The sequence below is a fragment of the Nonomuraea sp. NPDC048901 genome, from assembly GCF_040649695.1.
In the GTDB taxonomy this organism is placed as follows: domain Bacteria; phylum Actinomycetota; class Actinomycetes; order Streptosporangiales; family Streptosporangiaceae; genus Nonomuraea.
Genome location: NZ_JBEZFW010000027.1, coordinates 89387 through 110426, shown reverse-complemented (window position 1 = coordinate 110426; position 21040 = coordinate 89387). Strand labels below are relative to the sequence as shown.

Sequence of the window (21040 nt, the reverse complement as noted above, 5' to 3'; positions counted from 1 at the left end):
CGTCAGCCCGCACCACCACGATGCCTACCTGATCACCGGCAACAGGCCGGAACGCCATCGGCGCGGCCAACGCGCGGAGGCGAGAGCAGACTCTTTGACGCAGGGCCAGGAGGCGCGGCATGGGGCACAACATCGCGCAGAAACTGATCGCAGCTCACCTGGTGTCCGGCGATATGACCGCCGGGCAAGAGATCGCAGTGCGTATCGACCAAACCCTCACCCAGGACGCGACCGGCACTTTGGTGATGCTCGAACTGGAAGCGCTGGGCCTGGACCGAGCACGCACCGAGGTGTCGGTGCAGTATGTCGATCACAACCTGTTGCAGACCGACAGCAAGAACGCAGAGGACCACACCTTTCTGCGTTCAGCCTGCCATCGATTCGGACTGTGGTACTCCAAGCCGGGCAACGGTGTCTCCCACCCGACCCACATGCAGCGCTTCGGCATCCCCGGCAAGACGCTCGTCGGCTCCGACAGCCACACACCGGCGGCGGGATCGCTGGGGATGCTGGCGATCGGCCTGGGCGGCATCGAGGTAGCGATGGCGATAGCCGGTGAACCGGTGTACCTGCGGATGCCCGACATCTGGGGAGTTCGGCTAACTGGCGAACTGCCGGCCTGGGTCAGCGCCAAGGACGTCATTCTCGAAATGCTGCGCCGACACGGCGTCAAAGGCGGCGTGAACCGGATCATCGAATACCACGGCCCTGGGCTGGCGCATCTGACCGCCATGGACCGGCATGTGATCGCGAACATGGGGGCCGAACTGGGCGCGACCACCACGGTGTTCCCGGCCGACGATCAGGTCAGGGAGTTCCTGCGGGCAGAACGCCGCGAGCACGACTTCGTCGAACTGCTCGCCGACGCGGACGCCACCTACGACGTCACCGACGAGATCGACCTGTCGAGTCTGGAGCCGCTGATCGCGCTGCCCAGCTCACCGGGAAACGTGGTCACGGTGCGCGAGGTGGCCGGTCGGCAGGTGGACCAGGTGGTGGTCGGCTCGTCAGCCAACCCAGGATTGCGCGATTTCGCAGTCGTCGCCGCCATCGTTTCCGGGCGGCAGGCGCATCCGAGGGTGTCGTTGGACATCAACCCGAGCTCGCGGCAGATCCTCCAGGACCTCACGAAGATGGGTGCCACGTTCTCGCTGATCTCGGCCGGTGCGCGGCTGCACCAGTCCGGCTGCATGGGGTGCATCGGCATGGGCCAGGCGCCGGCCGGCGGGCGCAACAGCCTGCGCACCGTCCCCCGCAATTTTCCCGGACGGTCCGGAACCCGTGAGGACTCGGTCTTCCTCTGTTCCCCCGAGACCGCCGCCGCGGCCGCTCTCACCGGCCAGATCACCGACCCTCGCGACTTGCCGCACCTACTCGGCATCGACCATCCGCACCTGGAGTTGCCGGCCGAGTCCAGCGTGAACACCGCCATGCTCGAACCGCCGCCCTCGACGCACGCCGGTCAGGCCGAACTGATCAAGGGAGCGAACATCTCCTCGCTGCCCGACTTCCCGCCACTTCCCGACCACATGGAGGCGCCGGTCGCCCTCAAGGTCGGCGATGACGTCTCCACCGACGAGATCCTGCCCGCCGGAGCGCGGGTGTTGCCCTACCGCAGCAACATCCCCAAACTGGCCGAGTTCACCTTCGCCCCCATCGATGAGAACTACGTCGGCCGGGCACACGCCTCCCACGGCAGCGGGCACATCGTCGTCGGCGGCGCCAACTACGGACAGGGTTCCTCGCGTGAACACGCCGTCATCGCCCCCCGCTATCTCGGCCTGCGCGTGGTGCTGGCGGTGTCCTTCGCGCGCATCCACTGGCAGAACCTGGCCAACTTCGGCGTGCTCGCGCTGGAGTTCGCCGACCCCAACGACTACCACCGCGTCGAACAGGGCGATGTTCTCGTGCTGGACGACGTACGGCACGCGATCGCCTCCGGCGGCACCGAGATCACCGTGCACAACACCAGCCGAGACCAGCTGTACTCCACCCGACACCGACTGTCCGACCGGCAGATCGCGATGCTGCTGGCCGGTGGGCTGATTCCCTGGCTCCGCGCGCGAAAAAGCAGTCAATCACCCGTACCGCCTACCTCGCACGACGCCCGGTAAAACAACAAGCCGCCGCCGCATCCGCCATCCGTCTGCGGAGCCGGGCTCACGTCGGCTGACCGCGTGCTCCGACGCATTACCGCCGGCCCCCAGCGTAATCGGCGACGTTCCCCTCTCCCCGCGTTAGCGGCGCACTCAAAGGAGAACTAAGTGAAGTGATCTCAGCGAATTGCCGGTCGGCGAGGGTGGGTAGCGGTCGATGGGGATCAGAGTGCCGTCCAGCGCAGTCGGGGTCATCGACGGACTCCCTCTGCGCTGTACCGTCTAGTCACCCGCCCCAGGCGGCGGGTGGTCGCGGACTAGGTGAGGCGGGTTCGACGTCGCCGGGAAAGGCACAGGGCGAGGACCAGAGTGGCCACGACCGTCGTGACGAGGCCGATGATGAGGACCCACGGCCAAGACGAGTCGATCAATGCCGGGATACCCCAGCTGGCGGGTTTACCGGGGAAGAGGAGTGTCGCGGTGACGGTGCGGTGGATACGGCCGCTTTCCAGCAGGAGTTCGACCTTCCACGGGCCCTCGGGCAGCCGTTCGTCGAGCACGACGGAGACCGGTGCACTCGCGTTGATCGCCAGCGTGGTGCCCAGCTGGGCTGGGAACGGTCCGGCGCCGAGTCCGCCGGGCCCCTCGCTCAGCCGCATCTGCCCGCTGATGTCCAGGGCGCGCTGTCCGGTGTTGTGCACCGCGGCCTGGACGACGGGCATGCCGTCGGCCGTGCGGCCGGGGGTCAGCCGGTCGATGCGGAAGTCCGACGGCGGGTCACCACCGGGGCCGACGTCGAGATAGATCCTGATACCGACCCGGTTGATCATTTGGACGTTGGGAGCGGAGCCGGGTGCGGCTGGGGAGGTCGCCTCGGCGAAGATGGCGCCGTACCGTTCTCCCTTGGTGGCGGTCTGGGGAATGCTGATCGTCGCCTTGAGCGGGATGTGGCTGTGCGGCGGCGCGACCAGCTCGGTGCGGTTGATGGACACCCACGAACTCAGCTCGTTGGCGTCGCGCTCCGGCGACGGCACGAACTTGCCGTCGCGGATCTCCGCCGCACCGGGATAGACCGTGATGCGCTGGGGGCTGCTGGAGGTGTTCTCGATTTCGAAGCGCCGGGAGATCTTGGAGCCGGGGTTGATGTGGTCGACGATGTACAGGTAGGCGCGGGGATCGTCGCGACGGTTGGCGGAGGCCTCCAGCAGCTTGATGCCGATGACGCCGCGGGGGGCGCTGTGGGACGGGTCAGAACCGCCCGATCCGCCTTGCGCGAGGGCGGGGGCGCTGACCGAGCTGAGCAGCAGCGTCAGCGCCCCGAACAAGGAGAGCAGCGGCGAGGAGAGCGGCGGCGAGGAGAGCGGCGGCGAGGAGAGCGGCGGCGAGGAGAGCGGCATGGTGCGCAGGCCCACGTGGTCAGGTCACCGTGTGCGTGATCGTACCGGTGTACTGGCCTGCCACGTTGCTCAGGGCGGTTGCGATGGTGATCAGCGGGTTCCATGTCGCTGAGTTGCTGCCCGTGCCGCCCGAATGGCTGTAGGCGGTGCGCGAGGCGCTCAAGGCCTGTCCCGTCGCGGGAGGCGGTGCGGCACAGCCGGTCTGGCCGGCGGTGAAGGTTCCGTTGCCGCTCGTGGCGGAGGCGGTTCCCGAGCAGTAGGACACGCTGGCGTTGGAGATGGTCTCCCCGGGGTCGTCACCGCCGCCGGTGGTGAAGGCCGTCGAGGTCACGGACGCCGTCCAGGTGGGGGTGGCCGAGCCGCGCGCGTCGTTCACGGTGACCGCCCCCAGCTGGCCGGAGGAGTAGCCGCCCGGTGCCGCGTCATTGGTCAGGTCGACCGTGCTGTTGGGCACGGTGATCTCCAGCGCACCCACGGTCACATCGAAGGTGACCGTGGTGTTGCACGCCGTGTTGTTGGCACAGGTGGCGGCTTCGGCCGGCATTCCGGTCAGCGTTCCCAGCGTCATCACCCCCGCCAATCCCACCAGGCCGGTCCGCAAAAGTGCTTTCATGCTGGTGAATTCTCCTTGAACTCGCAGACATCGAAAACCCCCGGCCCGCTCCGGGCGCAGGATGCGGGAACATTAACATGGAGCGAAAGCGACTCCTCTGCCGATACAGTTAATCGCCCCACCAAAAAACGCCAAGCCTTCGAATGCCGTGATTGGCCTGGTAGTCGCCCCCGTTCTGTGAGGTGTCCGCCCAAATCCTGCATCATGTTTGGCGATGAATTTACCGGACGCGGGGATTGCCCTATGAACGCGGCCCGCCATTCGCCAATTAGACTGCCGACGGCATTCGCTTGTCGCCTGAACGGTCGGCGGTCCGGCTCATGCAGATTCATCGGAATCGAGGGAGATACGTGGGGACATTCGCCTCGCTGATGGCGTCGATCGTCGTGAGCCTCGGGCTCGGTGCTCCCGCGGTTCCCGTGGCCGCCGCCGGTGCCCTCGGTGCCGCGACGAACTCCACGTTCGCCTTGCACGTCAACACCCTCACGATCACCGTGCCTGCCTCGGCCAGCCTGGGAAACGGCACTCAGGGCAACACGCGCAGCGCCGGCATGGGCACGATCACCGTGGAGGATTCCCGTAACGGGTCCCTGACCTGGACAGCGACGGTGACGTCCACCAACTTCACCACCGGCGGCGGGAGCGCGGGCGAGACGATCACTAAAGGCAACGTCGCGTACTGGTCCGGCCCGGCCACCAGCCAATCGGGCGGTGGCACCCGCGTCCCGGGGCAGCCCACCGCGGCGGACAAGGTTCCGCTGTCTTCGCCGGTGATCGCGTTCAAGGGGACCAAGGCGCCGCTCAGCACCACCACCAGCTGGCAGCCGACACTCGTGATCAGCGTCCCGATCGCGGCCGTCTTTGGCCACTACACCGGCGTCATCACCCATACGGTTACCTGATCACTCGCTTCCCGCCATCGCGCGGGCCCCGGTTCGACGTCTTCATAGGGGCTCGTTGCGGCGAAGCCGACATTTCCCACTAACCGCCCGCCCACTGCTTTGGCAACCCGGCCGGTGAATTGGCGGACTCATGACCGGCCACAAACGAAGACGGCCGAGGTGGAACGGTGGCGCCGGGAGATATTGGGACGGCTGAGCCGGGCGGAGGTGAGGAATGTCCGAAGTATCGATTATTCGGCGGTGTTCGCGGCGGATATTCGAGCATTCCGGGCATTGCTTGTGGCGGTAAAAGCCGCTCATTCAGCCGATATATTTCCATTCTTCCTGAAAGGGGATGTCATGCGTCGACGCTCCAGAATCCTCGGATATCCACTCGCCGTCATGGCCCTGCTCCTGGCGGCCCACATACCAGCCGCCGCATCCGACGCCAAGCCACCCCACCTCCCCTCGCCCCTACGCCCCTGGGTCAAGCTCTGCCTCATGCTCAAGCAGCGGCCGCACCATAGGCACATCCGGTGCATCTTCCCGCCCGCCGACCGGCACGCGAACGCCCCGATGCGCATAGCCGACTCCCTGCGCACACCGACGATCAACGAGAGCTCCGTACCGACTAACCAAGCGAGCCCTGTCGGAATCACCTCCGGTCCGGACGGCAACATCTGGTTCACCGAGAACTACGCCAACAAGATCGGGAAAGTCACCCCGGGCGGCGTGTACACCGAATACAGCCTGCCCAACGCGGACTCACAGCCCGGCCACATCACCACCGGATCTGACGGCGCCGTGTGGTTCACCGAAGCGAACGCCAACAAGATCGGGCGCATCACCACGTCCGGGACGATCACCGAATACAGTCTGCCCACTTCCGGCGCCTACCCATGGGGCATCACTTCCGGTCCGGACGGCAACCTGTGGTTCACCGAGACCAACGCCGACAAGGTCGGAAAGATCACCACGGCCGGAACGATCACCGAATACAGTCTGCCCACTTCCGGCGCCTACCCCATGTTCATCACCACTGGCCCCGACAGCAACCTGTGGTTCACCGAGCCCCTTCTGGGCAGTCTCGCGAAGATCACCACCAGCGGAACCGTCACCGAGTACGCCGGTCCCACTGGCGCTTTGCCCATAGGGATCGTCACTGGATCCGACAGCAACCTGTGGTACTCCGACGCCCAAGGCAGGATCGGCAAGGCCACCACCGCCGGGAGCTTCACCGACTACTCCCTCAGCGATCCCAACAGCTTCCCCTGGGGAATGGCCCTCGGCCTGGACGACAACGTGTGGTTCGTCGAACAGAGCGCCAACAACGTCGCCAACATCACCACAACCGGCACCATCAGCGAATACGCTCTCCCGACCAGCTACGCCGGCCCCATGCAGATCGCCGTCGGATCCGATGACAACCTCTGGGTCACCGAGAACCCCGTCGACCAGCTCGCCATCGTCACCCCCTGACCAGACCGGCCGGCAGCCTCATCGCCTGCGTGGCGCGGCTGTCGGCCACCTCTCGTCCGAAGATTTCGCATCCGGTGGGCAGGTCCCGGATCCTTCATCCGGACCAACGGTCGGCGCGGCGCTCGACGGCCGCACGGCAGGTCCTGCGGCGGCTGATGCAACCGATGATCAGCGCCGGCCCAACATGACCGGCCGTTGACCGAATCGGACGACGGCCCGGCCCTCGGCGCGGCTACGCACGGACAGGCATGTCCTCACCAGGCATAGATCCGCGTCATGATCCCATGGCGCATCGCCAAGTCCGGGCCAGGAAATGCCACCATCACCGGGGCGCCGCTCGGATCACTGCCTTCAACCAGGGTGAAGCCGCCACTGGTCCGCGTGTGGACATGGGCTTTTGCGTCTTTGAGGAACTGCTCGCAGCTCCGCAGGTCCTGCTCGTCAGCCGCGGTCCAGATCACGTACTGAATGCCGACGGTGCCCAGCACGTGGGGGGCATTGGTACCCATTGCGCGAAGGTAAACCTGGAGGCTGTCCGCGCTGACCAGCAGGGCCGCGGTGGCACTGCGGACCCTGACCTCCATCCCCAGGAGCTCACGGTAGAAATCCACGCTGACGTCCAGATCGCGGACGAACATCACCACCGACGCCGACCGCACTCGGGGGCGGCCTCTGGAAGGGAGACTCGCTGGGCATCTCCCGGCTGGAAAGAGCTGCTGTCCGCGGCAGATTCCCCATGGTCAGAACCCGGTCGCAGGCCCGTCCCCGATCTTCCCTCGCAATCGCGAAGGGCTCGCTCTGGACTACGCTTTCCTTCCACCTCGGTGCCGGCGCGATCGGGGGAGCATGAACGACGGGTCATCGGGCCGGGAAGTACGCGTAGGCGTCCACGGAGACGGTCACCTGCGAGGTGCCCTCGTTCTTCAGCACGACCGTCCCGTCCTGCCGCAGCGCGGCCGTCGTGAAGCCGCTGGTGTCCTTGCTCGCCGGGTACGCCACCACCCGGACGGTGTTCGGGCCGCTCTGGGGCACCACCGAGACGATCCCGGCCGCGCTAGCCTTCGCGGCGACGGACAAGCCGACGGCGGCGACGCCGGACGAGGGGATGTCCGGCACCCCGGTGAACCTGAGCACGCGGGTGCCGCCCGCGGAGATGGTGACGGCTTTGGCCACCGACGCCGGCCGGATCGCCTTGGTGGTCGATCCCCGCTGGGCCGAGGTGTAGTAGCCGCTCACGTCGACGGAGATCTCCACCGTATTGGCGCCGAGATTGTGCAGGTTGATCTTCCCGTCGGGGCCGGGCTTGACGATGGTGAAGAACTGCGCCGCGGTGTTGGCCGGGTAGTCGATGTTGGCGTCGATGGGATAGATGTCCCCGGCGGCGTAGACCCGTATCGTCCCGGTGGCGGCGCTCTTGACCATCACCGTGAGCGCGACCGTGTCCACTCCGGAGGCGGGGACGCCGGACATGCTGGAGGTGGCCAGCTGGACGTTGCCCCAGGCCGGGATGACGGTCCGCTCCGCCGGCCGTACCGGGGAGATCGGCATGTAGGTGCCGCCCACGGCGCCGTCGGCCTGGGCGCGGGTGTGGCCGTGGACGTCGAGCGTCACGCGCACCGGTGCGCCGCTCCTGTTCACCACCTTGACCTTCCCGTCCGCGCCGACCTTCGCGATGACCATGGTGGAGGTGTAGCGGTTGCTGTCGTAGAAGAGCACGTTGCTCTCCGGCTCCGCTTCGTCGGAGGGGTACACCGCCAGGGAGCCCGAGTTGAACCAGTCGCCCTTGGCGGCGATGTTGAGCGCGACCGCGCGGATCCCCGTCGCGGGCAGTCCGGCCACGCCGGCGACCTGCACCGCCATGGTGGAGTTGGCGCTGAGCTGGACGCTGTCCAGGATCCGGCCGCGGGTGTTGAAGTACTGGTCGGGCCCCGGTCTCGGGGTCGCGCCCAGGGCGGCGTCGTCGAGCTGGATCCGCGGCGTCGTGGCGCCGGGATAGCTGATGCTCCTGCCGTTCTCCTTGAGCATCGATTCCAGCTCGGTCACGCTCGCGTTGGGGAATGCCTGGCGCAGCACGGCCAGGGAGCCGGCGACGTGGGGGGCGGCCATGGACGTCCCGCTCATGGAGCGCCACGCGTCACCGGGCACCGAGGAGATGATGTCGGTTCCCGGAGCGAAGAGGTCCAGGAGCGGGCCGCGGTTGCTGAAGGAGGAGACCGCGTCCTCGTTGGTGGTGCTGCCCACGGCGATGGCCGAGGAGACGCAGGCCGGAGCGCTGATCGCGTCCGTGTAGCCGTCGTTGCCCGCGGCGACCACCGTGGCCACCCCGGCGGCCAGGAGGTTGTCGATGGCCAGCTTGCGGGGGTCGCCGTCGCAGGGCGCGGTGTTCCGGCCGCCGCCCAGACTCAGGTTGGCCGCCACGATGGGCAGCTCGCCGTTCAGCTCCCGTACCTTCTCCAGCCCGGCCAGCTGGGCGCTGGTGAAGCTGAGCACGCACGGCGTCCCGCCCCACCGGGTGGTCTCGGTGAGTTTGGCGCCGCCTTCGGCCTCGTAGCGCCGCACCCCGCCGCCGTCGGGGAAGGAGACGCTGCTCTTGAGCGCGTATCGGGTTTTCTCCCCCGAGTCGAGCTCGGTGACCTGGACGGCGTCGCTGAGGACTTCGAGTTTCCTGCCGGTCATGCCGCCGAGGAACTCGGCCTGCCAGCCCGGCCCGAACACCGACAGGTCGGCGCGGGAGGCCGGCACCGCCTTCGGCTGGGCCAGGCTGCCGTCGATGGCGGCCACGCCGTGCTTGCGGCCGATCGCGCCCACCGAGGCGTCGATCTCGTTGAGCTCGAAGGTCTTGGTGTCGGCGAAGTACTGGCCGGGGCCGACGGGCTGGTCGCTGTCCGACGCCGTGGCGGCGACGGCCGCCTGCCCGGGAAGGACGGCCAGCAGGGGCAGGATCACCGCGGTGACCGCCGTGACGATGGCTAATCGCCTCATGAAGCTCTCCTTACGTCGTTGGGTGAAGACGCTCGCGGTCCCGCTGGACGAGTGCCGGGGGTCGAGGATCACTCTTCGTGGAGCGCGGGGCTCCCCCGGCGAGGAGGGGACTTCGAGGAAAGGAACGGTGCTCGAAATCTATGGAGAGATCGGCGGCCCGTCTTCAATCCCTGGTTTGAACCGGCGGTCCACCATCCGCGGTAGCCGCTTCTACTCCGTTCGCTGACACCGTGGGTGTGGCCTACCACGGAAGTCGCAGACGCGCCTTTTGCCATATCGGCAACAGAGTTTGCGGCTGTGGCTCGTGGGGTCGCATAGTTCGTCGCGGAGGTGGTCAAGGTGACCGATCAGCTGAAGGACGGCTATGACGTGGTGGTGGTCGGCGGTGGCGCCGCGGGGTTGAGCGGGGCGCTGATGCTGGCCCGGGCGCGGCGGTCGGTGGCGGTGATCGACGCGGGGGCCCCGCGCAACGCCCCGGCGGAGGGCGTCCACGGGCTGCTGGCCCGAGAGGGGATCCGGCCGGCCGAGTTGCTGGAGCGCGGCCGGGCCGAGGTTCGCGGCTATGGCGGTCACGTAGTGGCCGGGGAGGTCGCCACGGCGGTGCGGGACGCCAAGGGGTTCACCGTGGCGCTGGCCGACGGCAGGTCCGTCCGGGCGCGCCGGCTCCTGGTGGCCGCCGGCCTGGTCGACGAACTGCCGGACGTGCCGGGACTGCGGGCTCGGTGGGGCCGGGATGTGATTCATTGCCCGTACTGCCACGGCTGGGAGGTTCGTGACCGGGCCATCGGCGTACTGGCCAGTGGGCCGATGGCGGTGCACCAGGCGCTGCTGCTGCGTCAGTGGAGCGCCGACGTCACGCTCTTCTCCCACACCATGCCGCCGCCGGACGAGGAGGAGGCGGAGCGGCTGGCCGCTCGCGGCATCACCGTGGTGCCCGGCGAGGTGGCGTCCCTGGAGATCGTCGAGGACCGCGTCGTGGGAGTACGGCTGGGCGATGGCACCCTGGTCCGCCGCGAGGTGATGGCGGTCGCCACGCGGATGGTGGCGCGCGCCGGGTTCCTGGCGGCGCTCGGGCTGCGGCCGGTCGAACATCCCACGGGAGCCGGCGAGTACATCCCCGCTGACGCGACCGGCCGTACAGACGTGCCCGGGATCTGGGTCGCTGGCAATGTCAGCGATCTGGTCGCCCAGGTGGGCACCGCCGCGGCGGCGGGCGCCACCGCGGCGGCCCAGATCAACGCCGACCTGATCGCCGAGGAGACCCGAGAGGCGGTGGCCGCCTACCGGGACCCGTTCTCGGCCGAGGCCGAAGCGCGTCTGTGCGAACTGGCGATGGGCGAAAGCCGCCACGGTCTGTGAACCATCGCGGCAGGTCGCCGTCCTCGCGGCACATATCATGACATTTCGTGATCCGTACCTGGCGTGGCCGACTCGCCCGTGCGCTGCGCGGTGAGCTCGCGTACATCCGCGGCAGCTGGCACGGGCTGGCCACCAAGGACTCCCACCAACGGCTGCAGGCCCGCCAGATCGGCAAAGCCACCCTGGCCGCCGTGCTGGCCTGGTTCCTGGCCAGCCGGCTGCTGCCGCACGAGAGCATCTGGATCGCCCCCGCCACGGCCGTGATCATGGTGCACGCCACGGTGTACCAGACCCTGACCAACGGGTTACGCCGGGTCGCCGCCGTGGCCGCAGGGGTCATCCTGGCCGGCAGCATCGGCTCCCTGATCGGTCTGACCGCGCTCAGCCTCGTCCTGGTCATCCCACCCGCGCTGCTGGCCGCGCGCTGGCGCCGGATGGGCAGGTACGGCTCCGACGTGGCCACCACCGCCGTCCTGATGCTCTCCTTCGGAGCCGCCTCTCAGGAGCGCTACCTGCTGGCCTACATCATCGCCACCGCCATGGGCGCGGTGAGCGGGGCCGCCATCAACACCTTGCTGTGGCCACCGCTCTATCACCGCCGCCCCGACGCGGCCTTCCGGCGCCTGGCCGAACAGGGTGCCGCGCTGCTCGGCGACGTGGCCGACGGGCTGCGCCAAGGCTGGGACCTGTCCGGCCTGGCCGAGTGGCAGGCCCAGGCCACGCGGTTGACGGAGCGCCTGGACGCCGCCGAGGCCGCCGTGGCGGCCGGCGCCGAGAGCCGTCGCTACAACCTGCGCCGCCTCACCGCGCCACCCGGCCGCGACCACACCCCGCACCTGCGGACCATGGCCGCCGTCAGCACCCACATCGGCGCCATCATCCACGCTCTGGCCCACCTCGACCACAGTCACACCCCGCCGTCCGGCTCGGCCGACGTCAGCGACGCGTTCGCCCGCGACTACGCCGACCTGCTGGACCGGCTCGCCGACATCCTGACCCTTCAGGTACGGCACGCCGACGACCCCGACTCCATCCGGGACCAACTGGCCCGCGCGCAAGCCCGGGCCATCGGGATCCACGAGGAGATGAGCGCCGAAATCCAGGCCGGTCGGGTCGACCACCCTGAGGGCTGGGCCGTCAGCGGCAGCCTGCTCACCGACGCCCACCGCATCATGATCCTTCTGGCCGACGGACACGACCCGACCATGGTCGCGCCTGCCCAGGGCCCTCACTGAGAACCACAACCGCAAGGTCAGTGGCGTTCCTGGCGCGGCAGCACCACCTCGGCCGTGATCAGCTGGAGGGCGGCGGCCGCCGGGATGGCCAGCAGCGCGCCCACCACGCCGAGCAGCGCACCGCCGATCAGCGCGGCGACGATGGTGGTGGCAGGGGGTACGTCGACGGAGGACTTCATCACCCGCGGCGCGATCAGGTAGTTCTCGATCTGCTGGTAGACGATGAAGAACACCAGCGTGGCGATGGCCACCGGAAACGACACGAACAGTGACACCAAGATGGCGATGGTCGCCCCGATCCCGGCGCCGATCAGCGGTATCAGGTCGGTGATCGCCACGATGATGGCCAACGGCAGCGCGTAGGGCACGCCGGCGATCGACAGGAACATGAACGTGGTCACCCCGGCGATCAGGGAGATGAGCAGGTTCCCGGCCACGTACCCGCCGACGCTTTTGAAGATCTGATCGCCCAGCATCTGTACGCGCGGTCGCCGGCTCTTGGGGACCAGCCGATAGCCGACCCGGATGATGGAGGGCAGTGCGGCGAGGAAGTACAGCGTCAAGATCAGTCCCGTGATGGCGGAGAAGACCGCGCTGACCACGACGCTGGCCGCACCGAGCAGCCCGCCGAACAACTGCTGTCCGACCTGCCCGCCGGTGAGGTAGGCCTGGGCCTGCTCCAGCAGGCCGAAGCGCTGATCGAGCTCGCGCACCTGCGGGTTGTTCTGCAGTTGGCTGATGTAGGTGGGCAACTGCTCGACGAACTGGCCGCTCTGCTGGGACACGGCGGGCACGACCGCGATGACGAAGACCGCGAAGAACGCGATCACCGCGACGAACACCAGGGTGATCGCCAGCCAGCGCGGCAGGTGCCGCTCTTCCAGCCATTCCACCATGGGGTTGAGCCCCACCGCGAGGAACAGCGACATCACGATCAAGATCAGTATCGAGACGGCGGCGGTCAACGCCTGGACCAGCAGCCAGGCGGCCAGTACGCCGAGCGCGGCGGTGAAGCCGAAGAGGAAGGGGTTGCTGCCGAAGGGACGGCCGGGGCGGCCGAACGGTAACGGCGAGGGTTCCTCTCGAACGGCCCTGGCATCGCCCGGGGCCTGCGCGGTAGGGGGATCAGAGTGTTCCGGCACGGGTGCTCCTCTGCCCGGAGTCCTCGCTTCATACCGTGCCGGGGGTCACAGCTTGCCGAGGCGTGGCGCCATGCATCGGACGACGCCGATCACCAGCGCCGATCAGCGGTGGCTCAGAGAGGCGGTTTGTGGATGTTCGCCCCGGTCCATCCCCTCGAACAGCGCCGCCGCCCGCCCGGCCGTCTCCGAGGCCCAGCGCCCGGTGCTGAGCAGTCCCAGGGCCAGGACGCCGACGCCGAGCCCGAGCACCAGCCACCACACGCCGTGCTCCGCGCCGGTGAACGCCGTGCCGCCGTGAGCCACGGATGACCCGACGATCGTGCCGGAGATCGCGACGCCCAGGCTGGTGCCGGTCTGCCGGCCGGTGGAGGCCAACGAGGCGGCCACCCCGGTCATCGAGCGCGGCATACCGGACACCGCCGTGTTGGTGATCGGCGGGTTGACCGTGCCCAGGAACACGCCGAACAGCAAATAGATCGCGAGTACGGCCGGCAGCGGGGTGGCCGGTACGAGCCAGAGCGACGCCCCGCCGCCCAGCGCCAGTGCGGCCCCGGCGACCACCAGCGGCCGGCGCGGACCGCGCGCTCCGACCACCCGCCCGGTGAGCGGGGACAGCACCACGACCAGCCCGCCGACCGGAAGCAGGCACAGCCCGGCCGTCAGCGCCGACATGCCGCGTACGTCCTGCAGATACTGGGTGGTCACAAACAGGAACGCGCCGAACCCGCACAAGGCGAACAACGCCATCAGAATCGCCGAGCTGAACGGCACACTGCGAAACAGGCGCAGCTCCAGCAGGGGGTCGGCACGGCGCGTTTCGTACCCGAGGATGCCCAGCACGCCGAGCACGGCGACGGCGAGCAGGCCGAGGATGACCGGCGAGGTCCAGCCCGACCTGCCGGACTCGATGATCGCGTACACGACGCTGCCCAGCACCAGGATCACCAGCGTCTGGCCCACCGGGTCGAAGCGGCGCGCACGGGCGGCGCGGGACTCGGGAACGAACAGCGCCGTGCACACGATCGCGGCGACCACGATCGGCACATTGATCCAGAAGATGGAGCGCCAGCCGAAGCCGTCGACCAGCGCGCCGCCGAGGATCGGACCCAGCCCCAGCGACAGACCGGACATCGAGCCGAAAATGCCGATGGCCCTGGCCCGCTCGGCCGGGTCGGGGAACGTGGTGGCGGTGATCGCCATCGCCACCGGGTTGAGCATCGTGCCACCGACGGCCTGGAGCGTACGCGCGGCGATCAGCCAGCCGATGCTCGGCGCCAGGCCGCACATCAGCGAGCCGAGCCCGAAGACGGCGAGGCCGACCTGGAAGGTCCGCCGACGGCCCACCCGGTCGGCGGTGGACCCGGCCAGCAACAGAAAGGCGGCCAGCACCAGGGTGTACGCGTCGACCGACCATTGCAGGCCGGACACCGAGGTGTGGAGGTCGTGACGGATCGCGGGCAGCGCCACGTTGACGATGGAGATGTCCATCACCACGACGATGATGCTGGCGCAGCAGATGGCGAGCACCAGGTATCGACGGCGCCGGCTGAGGCCGGGCACGTCACGCGACACCGGCCCGCGTTCGACGGCCGTCGCCTTCGGCCGCATTGAGTCACTCATGACCACGACGCTAGGATTTAGAGCATGCTCGAAGTCAAGCCGCAGCCGGAAGTCGAGCCGCAGCCGGTCGAGTCGCAGCCGGAACCCGAGCCTGCCCGCTCCGGCCCTGCCCGCTCTGCCCCTGCTTCCGCTGTCTCTACCCGCTCTATCCCTACCCGCTCTGTCCCTGACGCCGGCCTGAGCATCGCCGAGGCCGCTCGCCTCACCGGGGTCAGCGCGCACACCCTGCGCTACTACGAACGCGCCGGCCTGGTCGTCACCGCCGTCGACCGCACCGCCGGCGGCCGGCGGCGCTATCGCAAGCTGGACCTCGAGTGGATCACCATTTGCACCAGGTTGCGGGCCACCGGCATGCCCATCAAGGCCATCCGGCGCTACGCCGAACTCGTCTCCGCCGGACACGGCAACGAGGAGGAACGACTCGCCCTCATGGAGGGCCACCGCGCCGACGTGCTCGCCAAGATGGCCGAGCTGCAGGAGAACCTCCGGCTCATCGACCACAAGATCGACGTCTACCGGGGCCGGCTCGCCGCCGGCGACGCCGACCAGCTCTGGGCACCCAAGGCACCCAACCGCCAAGCGTCTGACCGCCAAGCGGGCGTCCACTGAGCGTGCTGTAGCGAACCTGCGCGGTCCGCTATGTCATCAGCGGTCGAACCAGCGGGCCGCCGAAGGCGTGAGCAGCATGATGACGAGCACCAGCGGCAGGAGCATGGCCGGGAGCAGCGTGGTCCAGCCGAAACCGCCGTCGATCGCGTTCCTGAGGAGGGAACCACCGACCGAGACCCCTTCGACGGCGATGGCACCCCAGCGGACGAGCTTACGCCGCGAAGTCCAGCGGGCGAGCAGCCAGCACATGAACGCTGTGATCACGGCGCTGTAGAGCAGCAGTAGGAGAAACGGCCCACTGAAGGCGAAAGCGACCGTGCCGATCATGATGGCGAGCCCCAAGAGGCTGAAGGCCACATCGAGCGTCAGGACGAACATGGCGACTCGCATGGCGGTCGGCATACGCTCGACCGGGATCGCATCCGTCACATGATCAGGTTAACCGCCGCCACGTCGGGGCGCGATCACTTCCAGATCACGGAGTCCGGGTCCTCGTCATGGGCCCAGTCTCTTTCACCTAGATACTCGCTCTGGGATCCCGGACGCCTGCGGCGGCGATCTCCTCAGACGCCACCGGTCGCCCGGCGGCGGCTCCGCGGAGAACGGATCACCGGCGAGAAGGGGTCAGCACGAGGCGTTGGCCGGGGGCGGTCGGGGTGTTCCATGCCTGCTCGACCTGGTCCAGCGGCATGGGCAGGGGGTCCACGGCCAAGGCGCCGGAGGCGATCTCCGCGGCGAGGGACGGCAGTTCGGCGATGATGCCGGCGGTGGTCAGGGAGCCCTGGCCGCTGCCCATGATGTTCAGGTTCGCCGCGCGCAGCAGGTACGAGGGCAGGGCTAGGTCCTGGCCGGCCATGGAGCCGATCTGGACCCAGGCCAGGGCCTTGGACCGGTCGGAGCGGGCGGTCAGCAGGGCGGGCATGGCCTGCTCGGTGGGCCGGCCCCACAGGTAGTCGATGACGATGTCGACGTCCGCGGCCGCCCGCGCGAGCCGCTCGGCGACGTCGTGGGAGTCAGAGCCGGAGCCGGAGCCGGAGCCGGGGTCGGGGTCGGAGAGCCTGACCACCTCGTCGGCCCCGAGGCTCTTCAGCAGGTCGAGGCGTAGTGGGTCGCGGCCGGCGCCGATCACGCGGGCGGCGCCGAGGTGTTTGGCGATCTGGACGGCGAGTTGTCCGGCGTTGCCGGTGGCGCCCATGACCAGGACGGAACCGCCGGGCGGTAAGGACACGCGGCGGCGCAGCGCTACCCAGGAGGACATGCCGGGGTTCATGGCCGCGGCCACGGCGGCCGGATCGGTGCCCGCCGGCAGGGTGATGGCACGGCGGCGGTCGACGACGGCGTGCTCGGCCATGGTGCCCAGCGCGGTGTCGGGGGCGGCGAAGTAGAGCAGTTCGCCCTGCGCGGTACGGCCGACCGCGTCGATGCCGGGCACCAGGGGCAGGGTGCCGTCGGAGGTGTAGTGGCTGCCGTTCGCGGCTGAGCGCACCCGTGGGTGCAGCCCGGCGGCCAGCACGTCGACCAGGACCTCGTGCTCCCCTGAGGGGGTGGGGGTCGGGAAATTGTCGAAGCGGGGCGGGGCGTCGAAGGAGTGGACGACTGCGGCGCGCATGAGGGCTCTCCTGCCGTAGTTGGTTTGTGGCGCGTACTACTTTGAAAGTAGTTTGTGCCACGTACTAGGTCAAGTAGGCTGACCCCATGACGACCGATTCCACCCCGGCCGACGGGCCCCTGAACACGGTGGACGCCCTGGTGCAGCTGTCCTTCCTGGTCCAGCGCGTCCTGTCCGAGGCCGGCGCGGAGCACGACCTGTCGATCATCCAGATCAGGCTGCTGGGCATCCTGCGCGACCGGCAGTGCGGCATGCTCGAACTCGGTGGCTACCTCGGCCTGGACAAGTCCTCCATGACCGGCTTGGTCGGCCGCGCCGAGAAGCGCGGACTGGTCCAGCGCTCGCCTTCCCCCCATGACGGCCGCGCCGTGCTGGTCTCCCTCACCCCTACGGGCAGGCGGTTCGCCGAGGGGTGCGCCGCCGAGATCGGCCGCCGGGTCATGGGGCTCACCGACCGCCTCTCCGCCGCTCAGCGCGCCCAGCTCACCCGGCTCGCCACTGCCGTCGTGGGGGTCCGGCCCACATCGGGCTGAGTGGATGTCGTTATCCCCGTCGTATATACCCTCGGGGTATAGTGGCGTCCCATGAGCGTCCCCCTCGCCTTGCTCGGCCTGCTGGAACGGGAGCCGAGCCATGGATACGACCTGAAACGCGACTACGACACCTTCTTCGGCCGCGGTAAGCCCCTGCCCTTCGGCCAGGTCTATTCCACGCTCGGCCGGCTGGCCAGAGACGGCAAGATCACCGCCGGGGCGAGCGAGCCGGGCGACGGGCCCGACCGTAAGCGCTACGCCATCACCCCGGTGGGCACGGGCGAGGTCGAGGAGTGGCTGGCCGAGCCGGTGGCGGCCGAGCCGTACCTGCAGACCGTGCTGTTCACCAAGGTCGTGCTGGCCCTGATGCTGGGCCGCGACGCGGCCGGTTACCTCGACGCCCAGCGGGCGACGCATCTGCGGCGCATGCGCGAGCTGACCGAGATCAAGCGCGCCGGCAACCTGGTCGACGCGCTGCTGGCCGATCACGGGCTGTTCCGCCTCGAGGCCGATCTGCGGTGGATCGACGTCACCCAGGCCCGGCTGGACGCGCTGACGGCGGCGGTGCGCGAACGATGATCGTCAACCCGGTGCTGCGGGCCGACGGCATCAGCCGCGCCTTCGGCAACACGCCCGCGCTGCGCGAGGCCAGCCTGTCGGTGAGCGCGGGCGAGGTCCTGGCCGTCATGGGGCCCAGCGGCTCCGGCAAGTCGACGCTGCTGCACTGCCTGGCCGGAATCTTCACCCCGGACAGCGGCGAGGTGTGGTTCGACGGGCGGCGCCTGGACACGCTGAACGACGGCCGCCGCAGCGAGTTACGGCGCAGCGCCTTCGGCTTCGTCTTCCAGTTCGGCCAGCTCGTGCCGGAGCTGACCGTGGCCGACAACGTGGCGCTGCCGCTGCTGCTCGGCCGTACCCGCCGCCGTCGTGCCTACGCGCGGGCCGCCTCCTGGCTGGAACGGCTGGAGCTGGCCGACCTGGGCGGCCGGCGTACGGGGGAGCTGTCCGGCGGGCAGACGCAGCGGGTGGCCATCGCCAGAGCGCTGGTGACCGGGCCGCGGGTCGTCTTCGCCGACGAGCCGACCGGCGCGCTCGACTCGCTCACCGGCGAGCACGTGATGGAGCTGCTGGTGAGCCTGGCCCGCCAGGAGGGCACCACCGTGATCGTGGTGACCCACGACGCCCGGGTGGCCGCCTGTGCCGACCGGGAGGTCGTCGTCCGCGACGGCCGGGTCACCGACCCGTACGCCAGCGGGATCGTCCGATGATCCGGCTGGGCCTGCGGCTGTCGCTGAGCAGCGGCAGGGAGGCGGCAGCAAGGCTGGCGCTGATCGTCGGCGGGGTGGCGGCCGGTGTCGCGGTGCTGCTGGGCACGCTGTCACTCTTCAACGCCTTCCAGGCCACCAACGACCGCCAGTGCTGGGAATGCACGCGCGGCACCGCCCCCAACGGCTGGGCCCTGGACGCCACCGCCGACGGCGCGCTGTGGAACCTGCACGAGGACTACTACGCCGGCCAGACGATCACGAGGCTGGACGCCGCCGCGCTCGGCGCCCGGGCACCGGTCATCCCCGGCCTGTCCCGCATGCCCGCTCCCGGCCAGTACTACGCCTCGCCCGCGCTGGCCAGGCTGCTGGATTCGGCGCCGCGCGAGCGACTCGCCGATCGCTTCCCCGGCACCCGTGCCGGGCTGATCGGCGAGGCCGGGCTGTCCGGGCCCGACGAGCTGGCCATCGTGGTGGGGCGGACATCGGGGCAGGTCGCCGCCATGCCCGGCGCCGCGCAGGTCGACACGGTGGCCACCGGGCCCGCGACCGATGGCTACGCCGACATCTACCGGTTCGGCTTCGGCGTGGGCGCCATCGCGCTGGTCGTCCCGCTGCTGGCGCTCGTGGGCACCGCCACCCGGCTGGCGGCCGCCCGCCGTGAGACCCGCCTGGCGGCGATCCGGCTGGTGGGCGCCACCTCCCGGCAGATCAACGTGCTGGCCGCGGTGGACGCCGCATTGGGCGCGCTGCTCGGCGCGCTGGCCGGCCTGGCGCTCTTCCAGGTCGTACGGCCCGCGCTGGCCGGGGTGCGGATCACCGGTGTCCGCTTCTTTCCCGAGTTGATCGCCCCACATCCTTGGCAGTACGCGGCCGTGCTCGCCTGCGTGCCGGTCGCCGCGGCGGGCGCCGCCCTATGGTCGCTGCGCAGGGTGCGGATCTCACCCCTCGGAGTGGCCAGGAAGGGCGCGGCGCCTGCGCCGAGGGCGTGGCGGGTGATCCCGCTGTTGGCCGGGCTGGGGCTGTTCGCGGGCCCGGTGTTCCGCGGCGGCAACGACCTCGACACCGTGCTGGCCGTGGCGGGGCTCGCCCTGATCATGGTCGGGCTGATCCTGGCCGGTCCCTGGCTGACGATGCGGGCCGCTCGCCTGGCCGCCCGGCGGACCCGGAGCGCGGCGACGCTGCTGGCCGCGCAGCGGATGGCCGCCGACCCCAAGGCCGCCTTCCGCGCGGTGAGCGGGCTCATGCTGGCGGTGTTCGTCGGTACGGCGCTCGCCGGCATCGTCCCCGCGGTGCTGTCCGGCCAGCGGGCCGTGGCCGGGGGAGCGCTGAACCACGTACTGCGCGCCCAGTTCGACCGGCCCGGCAGCGCGGGGCTGTCCCAGCAGGCGCAGAAGGATGTGCTCGCCCGGCTGCGCGGCTTCCCGGGCGTGGACATACTGCCGATCTACGCCTTGGCGGAGCCGGCGGCCGCCCCTATGCCCACGGACGGCCCGCCGCCCCCGCGAACCGCCGTCGAATGCGCGAGCCTGGCCCGCTTCCCCGTGCTCGGGCGGTGCCCGGCGGACGCGCACGCCGTGGCGGGCGTCTTCAACCGCGTGGCCGGCGCCGACAACCCGCTCACCATCGACAAGATCCTGCCCGTCGCGGGAGCCGGCAGCCGATCCGTCTCCTCCACCACCGGCCTCGCCATGGAGGCGATCCTGATCTCCACGGCCGACCCGGCGGCGGTGGAGCGGCTCCGCACGCTGCTGGCCGAGCACACCGTCGAAGCCCCGATGACCTTCGCCGAGGTCGCCCAGGTCAGAGCCACCCTGTACACCCAGGGCCAGAACATCGCGCTGGCCGTCGTCGCCCTGACCCTCATCGTCGGCGGCTGCAGCCTCGTGGTGGCGGTCGGCGGCGGGCTGGTCGAACGCCGGCAGCCGTTCACCCTGCTGCGGCTGGCCGGCACCCCCACCCGGACCCTGGCCGAGGTGGTGCTGCTGGAGTCCGCGCTGCCGCTCGTCCTGGCCGCCGTGCTCGCCGCCGGCGCCGGTTTCGGCGTGGCCGAACCGCTCATAGGCCAGCTCGCGATGAAGAAGGCCGCCCTGGCGCTGCCCGGCCCCGTCTACTTCGCGACCGTCGGCGGCGGCCTGACCGCCTCCCTGCTGGTGATTCTCGCCGGCCTGCCGCTGCTCAGGCGCCTGACCGCGCCCGACAACGCCCGTTTCGAATAGG

At 69.7% G+C, this 21040-nt stretch carries 18 protein-coding genes; 10 read left to right on the top strand and 8 right to left on the bottom strand.

Annotation, left to right across the window (positions count from 1 at the left end; all coding sequences use genetic code 11):
• Nucleotides 1-119: 119 nt before the first annotated feature.
• Complete coding sequence (locus AB0C30_RS52785) at nt 120-2114, top strand: aconitate hydratase (protein WP_357958887.1); 1995 nt, start codon at nt 120-122, stop codon at nt 2112-2114.
• Between the two features lie 299 nt (nt 2115-2413).
• Here the strand turns inward: AB0C30_RS52785 and AB0C30_RS52780 are convergent, their stop codons facing one another.
• Complete coding sequence (locus AB0C30_RS52780) at nt 2414-3508, bottom strand: hypothetical protein (RefSeq protein WP_357958884.1); 1095 nt, start codon at nt 3506-3508, stop codon at nt 2414-2416.
• 4 nt (nt 3509-3512) lie between these two features.
• Nucleotides 3513-4106 carry a hypothetical protein gene (locus AB0C30_RS52775; RefSeq protein WP_357958882.1) on the bottom strand — a complete coding sequence of 198 codons (594 nt, stop codon included), beginning with the start codon at nt 4104-4106 and terminating at the stop codon, nt 3513-3515.
• A 350-nt stretch (nt 4107-4456) separates the two neighbouring features.
• Here AB0C30_RS52775 and AB0C30_RS52770 point away from each other — a divergent pair, with 350 nt between their 5' ends.
• Nucleotides 4457-5008 (top strand): hypothetical protein, encoded by a 552-nt coding sequence (locus AB0C30_RS52770; RefSeq protein WP_357958879.1) that lies wholly within the window; start codon nt 4457-4459, stop codon nt 5006-5008.
• Nucleotides 5009-5347: 339 nt separating this feature from the next.
• Nucleotides 5348-6466 (top strand): virginiamycin B lyase, encoded by a 1119-nt coding sequence (locus AB0C30_RS52765; RefSeq protein ID WP_357958876.1) that lies wholly within the window; start codon nt 5348-5350, stop codon nt 6464-6466.
• Between the two features lie 254 nt (nt 6467-6720).
• Here the strand turns inward: AB0C30_RS52765 and AB0C30_RS52760 are convergent, their stop codons facing one another.
• The gene (locus AB0C30_RS52760) at nt 6721-7104 is read right to left on the bottom strand and encodes a VOC family protein (RefSeq protein ID WP_357958947.1); all 384 of its coding nucleotides are present in this window, start codon (nt 7102-7104) and stop codon (nt 6721-6723) included.
• A gap of 220 nt (nt 7105-7324) precedes the next feature.
• A complete protein-coding gene (locus AB0C30_RS52755; RefSeq protein ID WP_357958873.1) occupies nt 7325-9448 on the bottom strand; it encodes a S8 family serine peptidase in 2124 nt (707 codons plus the stop codon).
• 339 nt (nt 9449-9787) lie between these two features.
• Here AB0C30_RS52755 and AB0C30_RS52750 point away from each other — a divergent pair, with 339 nt between their 5' ends.
• The gene (locus AB0C30_RS52750) at nt 9788-10807 is read left to right on the top strand and encodes an NAD(P)/FAD-dependent oxidoreductase (protein ID WP_357958869.1); all 1020 of its coding nucleotides are present in this window, start codon (nt 9788-9790) and stop codon (nt 10805-10807) included.
• 47 nt (nt 10808-10854) lie between these two features.
• Nucleotides 10855-12042: an FUSC family protein gene (locus tag AB0C30_RS52745; protein ID WP_357958866.1), complete on the top strand. Its 1188-nt coding sequence runs from the start codon at nt 10855-10857 to the stop codon at nt 12040-12042.
• Nucleotides 12043-12059: 17 nt separating this feature from the next.
• Here AB0C30_RS52745 and AB0C30_RS52740 read toward each other — a convergent pair whose 3' ends face one another.
• Both AB0C30_RS52740 and AB0C30_RS52735 read right to left on the bottom strand, forming a co-directional pair.
• On the bottom strand, nt 12060-13184 hold the full coding sequence (locus tag AB0C30_RS52740) for an AI-2E family transporter (protein ID WP_357958864.1): 1125 nt from the start codon (nt 13182-13184) through the stop codon (nt 12060-12062).
• Nucleotides 13185-13286: 102 nt separating this feature from the next.
• Entirely contained in the window at nt 13287-14804 is a 1518-nt protein-coding gene (locus tag AB0C30_RS52735; RefSeq protein WP_357958861.1) for an MFS transporter, read from the bottom strand.
• 24 nt (nt 14805-14828) lie between these two features.
• Here AB0C30_RS52735 and AB0C30_RS52730 point away from each other — a divergent pair, with 24 nt between their 5' ends.
• The gene (locus tag AB0C30_RS52730) at nt 14829-15413 is read left to right on the top strand and encodes a MerR family transcriptional regulator (RefSeq protein ID WP_357958858.1); all 585 of its coding nucleotides are present in this window, start codon (nt 14829-14831) and stop codon (nt 15411-15413) included.
• 36 nt (nt 15414-15449) lie between these two features.
• On the opposite strand, the gene AB0C30_RS52725 is transcribed toward AB0C30_RS52730, so the two are convergent.
• Both AB0C30_RS52725 and AB0C30_RS52720 read right to left on the bottom strand, forming a co-directional pair.
• Nucleotides 15450-15842, bottom strand: coding sequence for a hypothetical protein (locus tag AB0C30_RS52725; protein WP_357958856.1), 393 nt, complete (start codon nt 15840-15842; stop codon nt 15450-15452).
• A gap of 178 nt (nt 15843-16020) precedes the next feature.
• Complete coding sequence (locus tag AB0C30_RS52720) at nt 16021-17022, bottom strand: zinc-binding alcohol dehydrogenase family protein (protein ID WP_357958853.1); 1002 nt, start codon at nt 17020-17022, stop codon at nt 16021-16023.
• Nucleotides 17023-17108: 86 nt separating this feature from the next.
• Between AB0C30_RS52720 and AB0C30_RS52715 the strand changes: the two genes are divergently transcribed.
• Genes AB0C30_RS52715 through AB0C30_RS52700 form a run of 4 tightly spaced genes read left to right on the top strand, consistent with a single transcriptional unit; the run spans nt 17109 to nt 21039 of the window.
• Nucleotides 17109-17555 carry a MarR family transcriptional regulator gene (locus tag AB0C30_RS52715; protein WP_357958850.1) on the top strand — a complete coding sequence of 149 codons (447 nt, stop codon included), beginning with the start codon at nt 17109-17111 and terminating at the stop codon, nt 17553-17555.
• A 51-nt stretch (nt 17556-17606) separates the two neighbouring features.
• A complete protein-coding gene (locus AB0C30_RS52710; RefSeq protein ID WP_357958847.1) occupies nt 17607-18134 on the top strand; it encodes a PadR family transcriptional regulator in 528 nt (175 codons plus the stop codon).
• Complete coding sequence (locus tag AB0C30_RS52705; protein ID WP_357958844.1) at nt 18131-18823, top strand: ABC transporter ATP-binding protein; 693 nt, start codon at nt 18131-18133, stop codon at nt 18821-18823. The genes AB0C30_RS52710 and AB0C30_RS52705 overlap by 4 nt, the downstream gene beginning before the upstream one ends.
• Nucleotides 18820-21039, top strand: a complete 2220-nt coding sequence (locus AB0C30_RS52700; protein ID WP_357958841.1) for an FtsX-like permease family protein — start codon at nt 18820-18822, stop codon at nt 21037-21039. The genes AB0C30_RS52705 and AB0C30_RS52700 overlap by 4 nt, the downstream gene beginning before the upstream one ends.
• Nucleotide 21040 lies beyond the last annotated feature (1 nt).